Annotated in this window: 9 protein-coding genes; 5 read left to right on the forward strand and 4 right to left on the reverse strand. The window is 26.3% G+C overall.

The features are described from left to right. Positions 1-32 precede the first annotated feature (32 nt). Together ABGF48_RS08210 and ABGF48_RS08215 are read right to left on the reverse strand one after the other, a co-directional pair. A complete protein-coding gene (locus ABGF48_RS08210; protein WP_408105855.1) occupies positions 33-1535 on the reverse strand; it encodes an LTA synthase family protein in 1503 nt (500 codons plus the stop codon). Continuing rightward, positions 1528-2478 carry a glycosyltransferase family 2 protein gene (locus ABGF48_RS08215; RefSeq protein ID WP_408105856.1) on the reverse strand — a complete coding sequence of 317 codons (951 nt, stop codon included), beginning with the start codon at positions 2476-2478 and terminating at the stop codon, positions 1528-1530. The genes ABGF48_RS08210 and ABGF48_RS08215 overlap by 8 nt, the downstream gene beginning before the upstream one ends. Positions 2479-2568: 90 nt before the next feature. On the opposite strand from ABGF48_RS08215, the gene ABGF48_RS08220 reads away from it, so the two are divergent. From ABGF48_RS08220 to ABGF48_RS08235, 4 genes are read left to right on the forward strand one after another with little or no spacing between them, the layout of a single operon-like run. Beyond that, positions 2569-4116, forward strand: a complete 1548-nt coding sequence (locus ABGF48_RS08220) for a glucosyltransferase domain-containing protein (protein WP_408105857.1) — start codon at positions 2569-2571, stop codon at positions 4114-4116. 55 nt (positions 4117-4171) lie between these two features. Continuing rightward, the gene (locus ABGF48_RS08225; RefSeq protein ID WP_408105858.1) at positions 4172-4681 is read left to right on the forward strand and encodes a DUF2975 domain-containing protein; all 510 of its coding nucleotides are present in this window, start codon (positions 4172-4174) and stop codon (positions 4679-4681) included. Beyond that, positions 4678-4887, forward strand: a complete 210-nt coding sequence (locus ABGF48_RS08230) for a helix-turn-helix domain-containing protein (protein ID WP_408105859.1) — start codon at positions 4678-4680, stop codon at positions 4885-4887. The genes ABGF48_RS08225 and ABGF48_RS08230 overlap by 4 nt, the downstream gene beginning before the upstream one ends. Beyond that, entirely contained in the window at positions 4877-5302 is a 426-nt protein-coding gene (locus tag ABGF48_RS08235) for a GtrA family protein (RefSeq protein WP_408105860.1), read from the forward strand. The genes ABGF48_RS08230 and ABGF48_RS08235 overlap by 11 nt, the downstream gene beginning before the upstream one ends. Before the next feature lie 358 nt (positions 5303-5660). Here ABGF48_RS08235 and ABGF48_RS08240 read toward each other — a convergent pair whose 3' ends face one another. Next, positions 5661-6635 (reverse strand): hypothetical protein, encoded by a 975-nt coding sequence (locus ABGF48_RS08240; protein ID WP_408105861.1) that lies wholly within the window; start codon positions 6633-6635, stop codon positions 5661-5663. Continuing rightward, on the reverse strand, positions 6556-6753 hold the full coding sequence (locus ABGF48_RS08245; RefSeq protein ID WP_408105862.1) for a hypothetical protein: 198 nt from the start codon (positions 6751-6753) through the stop codon (positions 6556-6558). Before ABGF48_RS08245 ends, ABGF48_RS08240 begins: the two co-directional genes overlap by 80 nt. Positions 6754-7025: 272 nt before the next feature. Here ABGF48_RS08245 and ABGF48_RS08250 point away from each other — a divergent pair. Next, positions 7026-9573, forward strand: a 2548-nt coding sequence (locus ABGF48_RS08250) for a Rib/alpha-like domain-containing protein (RefSeq protein ID WP_408105863.1), incomplete at its 3' end; no start/stop codon positions are given.

The raw sequence follows: 9573 nt of genomic DNA on the forward strand, positions 1-9573 counted from the left end.
ATATAAAAAATACATTAATTGTTAAAAATGATTTACCTGTAATGTTTATTTGCATTAAAATTTACATGATTTTTATATATTATTTCTACACCATTTACAACTAATGGGATCATTAAAAATACATATGGATAAACATATTGACTTTTAGTTTCCCAGATTAAGTGAAATGCAACTCCACCTAAAAAGTAAATTAAAAATAAAGCATATTTTTTTCTATAATCTTTGATTAAAAATATAGCAATCCCTAAATAGATTAGGTAAAGAGTTGCTTTCATATATTCATAGTTAATCCAAAATATATTACCTTCTCCATAAAGTGATTTTGTAATATTTGAATAATTTATCTGATCTAATCTATCTTGTGGCCCACTCCAAATGGATTGGAATGTAGGCTCGTTCCATGTTGAAACAAATTTTTTTGAAAAGAAAGAAATAGATTTTAATGGAGAAGATAAGTGTTCTTTAATATTTTGAAGGACTTTTTCTTTTCCAATTTTTCCTGCTTTATCAAAGTTATAGTTCATATCTTCTAAAACATTTGTATGATATCCATTGTACCATCCGGGGCCCAATCTATTGTTATTTATATCTGTTCCCATTGCAATCCATAAAATTTTAGGCATTCCTTTAGATATTTTTATGTTTGTAATATGTGATGTTATATTTTTTAATAAAAATCCTGTTGCAGAATTTAATATTAAAAATCCTAATAAAAATTTTAATGCAATTATTTTCTTATTATCTAAAGTTATCCATTCGTATATCGCTATTGCAATTACTGCTATAATAAAATTATTTCTAATTAAACAGGAAATTATTAAAAATATTATACTTAATATTAAATTTTTAATCTTTCCATATTTATTGAATTTTAATATATTTAATACTCCGTAAATCATAAATAAGAAGCCAGGGATTAGTCCGTATGCAAAACTTATAAATAATAATTGCGGAGTAAATGCAAATGATAGATATATTCCTATTAAAATTTTTAACTTATTATTTTTAGATAAAATTTTTATTATTCTGTACATTGCATAATTTATAGCTACAACTTCAATAAAATTTACAAAAAATATAAATTTTGTCGAATAAGATATAAATCCTAATAAATAATTGTAGTAAACTAACCCTAGTTGATGTGGATAGTAGTTCATATACATACCGGGATTAAAATAATCGTATATCCCATTTCTTAATTGGTTTGCAACTTTATATACAATATTTGCATCAGCACGTATTATTGGACTTATATTTATTATTAAATATCCAGCTATTAAAATATAAATAGTAGTTAATAATACAAAAAATATTTTTTCATTTATTATATTTTTATTTTTTATTATAAAAAATAAAAATATAACATGTAAAAATAAAAATAATATCCAGTAATAGTCAAAGTACAAAAAAGTTACTTTTTCATTTAATCTTATAAAAGTAGATTGGAATGTTGAGACAATTAATAATGAAAACAAAACTAAAAAACTAATTGAAAATATCAAATTATTAAATATTGATTTTAGTTTATTATTCATTATTTTTAGTCCTATCAGATATTATATATCTTGGTCTTTGTTTTGTTTCCATGTATGTTTTTCCCACATATTCTCCAATAACTCCCAAACTTATAAGTTGTATTCCACCTATGAAGCAAATTATTGAAACAATTGAAGCCCAACCAGTAACTGTATTGCCTAAAAAAGCTTGGATCATAGACCAAATTACACCTATGAAGCCTAAAAAACTTACAAATATTCCTATTGAAGTTACTATTCTTATTGGCTTTATCGTAAGACTTGTAATACCATCAATAGCTAGTCCTAACATTTTGAAAAATGGATATTTACTTTTTCCAGCTATTCTTTCATTTCTTTTATAAAATACACTAGTACTCTTAAAGCCTACTAGTGGGAACATTCCTCTTAAGAATAAATTTACTTCTTTAAAATTTGAAAATTCATTTAAGACTTTTGAGCTTACTAATCTGTAATCAGCATGATTATATACAGTATCAACACCCATTACATTCATAAATTTGTAAAATCCTTGAGCAGTAGTTCTTTTGAAAAATGTATCACTTTCTCTATTATCTCTAACTCCATAAATAATTTCACAGCCTTCATTGTATTCTTGAATCATTTCATCCATTGCATTTATATCATCTTGTCCATCACAATCAATAGATATAGTTATATCACATTTTGATTTTGCTTCCATAAGTCCCGCTAATACAGCGTTTTGATGTCCTCGATTTCTACTTTGTTTAATGCCTATAACTTTATCATTCTCTAATGATAATTTATTTATGATGTCCCAAGTTTTATCTTTTGATCCATCATCTACAAATAATATTTTACTATTCTTATCGATTAAATTTTTTTCTATTAAACTATTAATTTTATTTAAAAATAGAGGTGCAGTTATAGGCAAGAGCTCTTCTTCATTATAACAAGGGATTACTATCCAAAGTTTATTCATAATTACTCCTAAAAAAATATTTATATATATTATATAATATAATTTGAATTTTTGTAGTAAAATAGAATTAATATAAATATGGAGGGACTTATGCCAAGTAAAATTTTTGAAGAATTAAATAAAAAGATACCTAAAAATGTAAAAAAGGCTTTCTTATATACAATTTTATTTGGAGTAATATGTCATTTTTACGCTTTAACAAATAAATTAATAAATCATGATGATATAGACCAATTGGTACATAATATGGATTTTAGTACATCTGGAAGATGGTTTTTACATTATGCTGCATCTATAAGCTCAAATTTTAGTATGCCATGGGTTAATGGTGGCCTTATAATTTTTTATACAGCTATTTCTAGTGCTTTACTTGCTGATTTATTTGAGATAAAAAAAGAATTTCATATAATTTTATTATCCGCAATTATGATTTGTTTTCCTACAAATGCAGCTCTTTTTCCATATATGAATAGTGCTGATGCTTATGCACTTGGAGAATTATTTATAATTTTGGGGGCATATCTAATGATAAAGTATCAATATGGATTTGTAGGATCAATTATATTGACTGTCCTATCCTTAGCGATATATCAAACATATTTGGGGTTAGCTGCTTCAATAGTAATTATTTACTATATTTTTGAAATAATAAATAAGAAGAATAATTTTAATTTTGTGTTAAAAAAATTATTTATAGCATTATTTTCATATATATCATCATTAACTTTATATGTAATAAGTGTAAAATATATTTTTAGTATTCAACTTTCAGAATATCAGGGAATAGATAAAATGGGAGTGCTAAATCTTAAAGATTTACCTATTTCTATATTGAGTACTTTCTACGAATTTTTTAGATTTTTCTTTTTAGATAGTTATGATCAGTTTGGATTTTATACTATTGTAAATACAATTATTTTTGTAGGAATGACATTCTTATTTATAAATTTAATAAGAAAATTAGAAATTAAAAAATTGATATTTGTTTGTTTACTAATTTTAATACTTCCAATTTCAGTGAATAGTATATTTATTTTAGCACCTAATTCTGCAATAGGATTAAGAATGTTGCAAGGTTATATAGCAGTTTACATTTTATTTATAATGATATTTGAAAATTATTCTAAGTTGAAAATTAAAGAAAAGATGAATTTAACCACAATATCGTTATGCGCTTCAGCAATAGCATTCTTACTAACAATAGGAAATTTCTTGATTGTAACTAATAAGGTATATATGACATTGGATGTTGATGGGAAAAATTTAGCTTCATACACAACTAGGGTGTTATCACGAATTGAAGAACAGCCATTTTATGACAAAAATAAGCCAGTTTATTTTATAGGAAATCCAAATATTACAAATGAATTTACAAGTAAATATACTACCAAAGATGTATTGAAATCAACGCTTTTAGATGAAAAGATAACTATGCATTATTTCTGGTATTTATATCCTGAAAGATATTCTGGATTTACAAATCCTGTCAAGGAAATATGGAATAAAGATTTAGTAAAAATCGAAGATGAAAATCTTAAAAATACAATTTATGATATGCCTATTTACCCTAAAAAAGGTTCAATTATAGAATATAAAGGATCTATTTATATAAAATTTAAGGAGTATACAAAACAATAAAAATATATTGTATAACGATAAATGGTCTGATATAATTAATTAAAGGAGAGTTGTTATGGATATGCAAGGTAAAACGTTTATAGATCATAAGATGAAAAAAAGTTTGCTAAATATTAAATATTTAGCATATTTGTTTATGATTTTAGTATTATTTTCAGGAATAGGTGTTTCTACATATTATGGATATAAAGTTATTTTAAAAGATAAAAGTAATCAAAGTATGATAATCATATGGCTTGCGATAATATATTTTGTTTCTTTTATGGTTACTATTGGTATAAAAGATGTCCTAAAAATGTTGGATAATTTACAAAATGGGAATGTATTTACTCACGAAAACGCTAAAATTATAAGAATTATTGATAAAAAAATATTATTTACATTGTTGTTTTCTGTAATAGTAAATATTGTAATGACATTGGCTGACATGCATAATTTCCAATTTTTAATTATTTGGATATTATTTATATTTTTCTTATTAGCAGGACACATTTTGGTTAATCCTTTGGCTTTGTTAGTAGAAAAGAGTGCTGATTTACAGCTAGAAATGGACTTAACGATATGATAATGATAAATATTGATGTAATGTTAGCAAAAAGGAAGATGTCCGTAACAGAACTTTCAGAGAAAGTAGGTATTACAATTTCAAATATATCAATTTTAAAAAATAATAAAGCTAAAGCTATAAGATTCGAAACCTTAAATTCTATTTGTGAAGCATTAAATTGTCAACCTGCAGATATTATGGAGTACATACCTGATGAAGATTAATAAAGAAAATTTACTTAAAATGCATGAAAAGTATAAAGGTATAATTCTTTACATATTTTTTGGAGGAATAACTACACTTATAAATATAGTATCTTATTATCTATTTTATAATGTATTTAATGTATCAAATGTAACAAGTAATATAATTGCATGGTTTTTATCAGTGATTTTTGCATTTGTAACCAATAAAATATGGGTGTTTAATAGTAAATCATGGGATGCAAAGATAGCTATTAAAGAACTTGTTTCTTTTATTTCAGTTAGATTACTAACAGGAGTTTTTGATACTTCAGTTATGTATATTGGCGTAGATTTATTTAAATTTAATAGTCTAATAATGAAAATTTTATCCAATTTAATTGTTTTAATTTCAAATTACATTGGATCTAAATTGTTTATTTTTAAGAAAAAATAAAAAAGGTTCTACAATAAATAGTGTTGGTGGATAAAATTCACCTTCACTGCTTTTTATTTTAAAATAAAAAAATTAGAATACAAAGTGTAACTTTTATCCTAAAATTAAAGTAACGACACAAAAACAAAGGAGTACACAATGTTTACTAACATTTCTAATTATATATCAAAAACACTTTCAATTAAAGATGAAAATATCACTTTTTTAGGTAATATTCTAGAGTCGTCAAACATATGTGACAAGAAAACCATTTAATAACATTTTTCAAAGGGCTTATTTATTATCTACAAACAAATCATATTTCTGTCAAGTAGAAAAGCGAAGCGTACCTTGACTGGGATATGTTTTGTTTGTATTATTATGATGCCTTTTTGAAATAACTTTCAGCTATTTCATTTGGTGTCTTAAATCCTAATACTCTTCTTGCTATATTATTTGTCCTTACACTATATTTCTTAAATGCTTTATACATTTCTTCTTCACTCTTAAATCTTCTTTTACTGTAAAATATCTCGTTGTCTATCTTATGACTTCTTTCTACTACTCCATTTTGCCATGGTAAGTATGGTCTTGTTCTTATATACTTTATATCTAGATATTCTAATACTTTTTCAAATGCTGATTTTTTTTGTTCTCTATCATTGCAAAATTCTCTGCCATTATTTGTCTGCACTGTTTTTATTTTTGATTCCAAAACACTTCGTGGCATATAGTCAATTAAGCGTATAGAACATGGTTTTAGTAGCAAATCTTGACTATTGGATTTCTTCATCTTTTCTTCGTACTCTAACAAAATGTCTATAGAGTTTACCAATTGATTTATAGAAATATTTTCAATCAAGCCATCAAAATTATACGATTTTTGCCCAATCTTTATATATAGCAAATCTTTAAAAAAGACAATTATTTCTTTTATAAAGGTATTAGGATTTTTACCTCTATTTAGTTCTAAATCTATTAATTTTATAAGTTCATCGTAGTTTTTATCAAATACATTTTTACTATATTCAATTTTAATTTCATCTGAAAATATACCAAGTAAGTCATATACATCATCAGTGTTTATTACTTTATTCCCTATTGATATAACTTGATCTAGTGTAGAAAGCGCGTCTCTTATATCTCCTTCATTTACATTAGAAATAATATCAATAGCTTTTTCATCCATTTTGATATTTTCTCTATACAAAATTGTATTAATTTGTTTTTTAATATCTCTTTTAGATATAAATTTAAATTCAAATCTTTGTGTTCTAGATAAAATAGTATCTGGTATTTTTTTTATTTCGGTTGTCGCTAATATGAAAATTAAATGCTTGGGTGGTTCTTCCATAATTTTTTAAAAGTGCATTAAACCCTTCATTTGTAATCATATGAGCTTCATCATTTTCCTGACCTAAAACTTGATCAAATGTATTTGGTCTATATTTCCTGTACAATGCTTGCTTCATAATTCACCTCTTTATGATTATAGCATAGAGAAAATTTATTAGAAATCGAAATTTAAATATTATATTTCATTAATTCTTGTCACATATTTTTGACAACTCTAGATGATTATGCTATATTTTTAAACATGTATATATATATATATATATATGAGTTTTAATTCACAATTCGTAAATATAAAAATCTCAAATTTATATTATTTATATACTCTTATAATTAGACAAATTTTTAATTAATTGTCTAATTATTTATCTCATACATAAGGAGGGAAAAAATGTTGAGAAAACAAGCTAAAAAATGTTTTGCTTTAGCATTAGCTTTTTTTATGATTTTAGGTTTTTTACCCATAAACAAAGCCATTAAAAATGTAAATGCAGAACAAAATGCTATTTATTCTCCAGGCTCTAATAATCAAAAACGTGGATATCAAGGTAGAGCTTGGATTGAAAATGGCAATAGTATTTATGGCTATGATAAAGGCGTAGATAAACCTGTTGCAAATCATAAGATTTATTTGCAATGGATTAACGGAGAAGGATTCGTATCTCCTATTTATTATACAACGACAAATGAAGATGGTACATTCTATTTTGATTTATCTAAGCCTGTAGAAAATATATTTGGACAAGCTGCAGTGTTTGAAATTGCAGGAGATTCTAAATTTAAAATAAGAACATGGTCCGATGAATTACCTGGTTATAGTGCGGTTGTATCAGGTGACGATTATTATTCAGGTGCTTTCCGTACTAGATTACAAAGAGTTCGAGAATCTTGGGATTTTACAGTCGGGGTTAATAGAATTGTAGGTTCTGAATTTATCTGGCAAAAAAATCAAGATCACACATGGATGGTTAAGCCTGAAGCTGAATGGAAAGTTCATGACAACACAGATTTAGGGAACTATGGTAGAATAAAAGGAACTCTTTGGTATGAAGGAAATACCTTAGCAGGTTCTCCAAAACAACAATTATATAGTGGCAATGCAAGAGATGTATTTGTCGCAGGTGTAAAAGTCGTAGCATCTTATGTTAATGATGATGTTGCAAAATTATTTGATGAATGGAAGAAAAATCATCCAAATGCAAATAGTACAGATTTTACAAATGCTCAAAAAGAAATCATTGAAAAATATGATTTAGAAAAGGGTGTAAAAGGTGCTGCTATAGCAGAAACTGTAGTTACAACAACAGGTGAAAATGGAGAATACTATATACCATTTAATGGTCTATACGGTGTTGACAGAAACAAACAAAATAGTGGGGCAAAAGTATCTTGGAAAGTTTCCGGTGAAGAATATGGAAAAGTAGTTACTGAAGAAGATAGAGATAATTCAAATTTAATGAAATGGAATGGAACTATTGGTCAAAAACATAGACATATCAATAAAGATTATTTAATGGTAAAACCTTTAGTTAAAAACTATGACTTATATTCATTAAATTTTAATCAACCTCATTTTAAGGCAGTTGATGGATACGGAGTATTTAATGCAAGTTCTGATAATATTTATAATGTAAATTTTGCATTAACCACACCTAAACCAATGCATGATGTTTTAGTATATGATTCAATATCAAAATTTGCTGGTCCTGGCGATTACGTTGAAAATGAAACATCGGGATTAATTCCAAACGAAAATTACACATTAGCATGGTTTGCACGTAGTGAAGATGGTACAACCAAATTAGTTAAGACTGAAAAATTCGTTTCTAGTCCTGATGGAACTATTAATTCATACCCAATTACTGTACCTGGAGATATAAAAGGTGTTGTAACATATTTTTCAACTGTATATTTTGGTCATGTAGACAATCCTTCATTTGATGATGACTTTATGCTTGTAGATTCTTTTATAGCTACAAATATAGATCGTTTCATCTATCAAGATGCTGAAGTAAAAAAAGGAAGTGAAAAAACAAATCTTGCTCCAACAGGGGATAATTTAGCTACTAAAGATATTGTTGAAAAGAATAAAGCACCAGAAGGCACAAAGTTCAAACTTGATCCTGGTTTATCTTTAGGAGATGGCAATGATAAGGTAGAAGTAAGACCTCCTTACAATGTTCCAGAAGGATATCAAGTATCTGTAAATGAAACAACTGGTGAAGTAACTGTAAAAGTTCCAGACACTGTTGAAGCAGGGACTGAAATTGAAATTCCTGTTCTAATATCTGTACCAGTTAATACTGGAGATAAAACTATTTACATCGATCAAGTTTCAGTTGCGAAATTCATAGTTACTGAAAACCTACCAGATGTAATACCTGGAACACAAGAAAAACCAGAAGGTTATGTAACAGTTACATTTATAAATGATAACAATAAAGGTACAATGGAAGGTGAAACTTCATATCATGTAAATCCAAAAGTTAAAGTTCAATTAACTACTCCGAAGATTACTCCTAAAGCTGGCTATGAATATAAAGGTTGGGATAAAGGAGATTTTGATCTTGGTACTCATACATTAGAAGGTCAATTTACTCAAGACACCGATATTAATGTAATATATAGAAGTACTGGATTCAATTTAACTGTAGAACCAAAAACACAAACAAAAATTGAAAAACCTGGTCAAGCTACAGAAATAGATAAAGTAGTAGTAAAAGCTGATAAAGAAAATATCAACTATGAATTAGTAAATGCACCTCAAGGATTAAATATAGATCCAGCAACTGGTGAAATTACAGGTACCGTTCCTAGTGTTAACTGGGCAAATAACGATCATGAAGAAGAAAAAATTACAGTTACAGTAAGAGGTACAGATCAGGATGGATTAGAAACCTTAACTACCTTTGATATTATTATTCAAAGAGATACTGATG

This window comes from Helcococcus bovis (assembly GCF_046035835.1).
In the GTDB taxonomy this organism is placed as follows: domain Bacteria; phylum Bacillota; class Clostridia; order Tissierellales; family Peptoniphilaceae; genus Helcococcus; species Helcococcus bovis.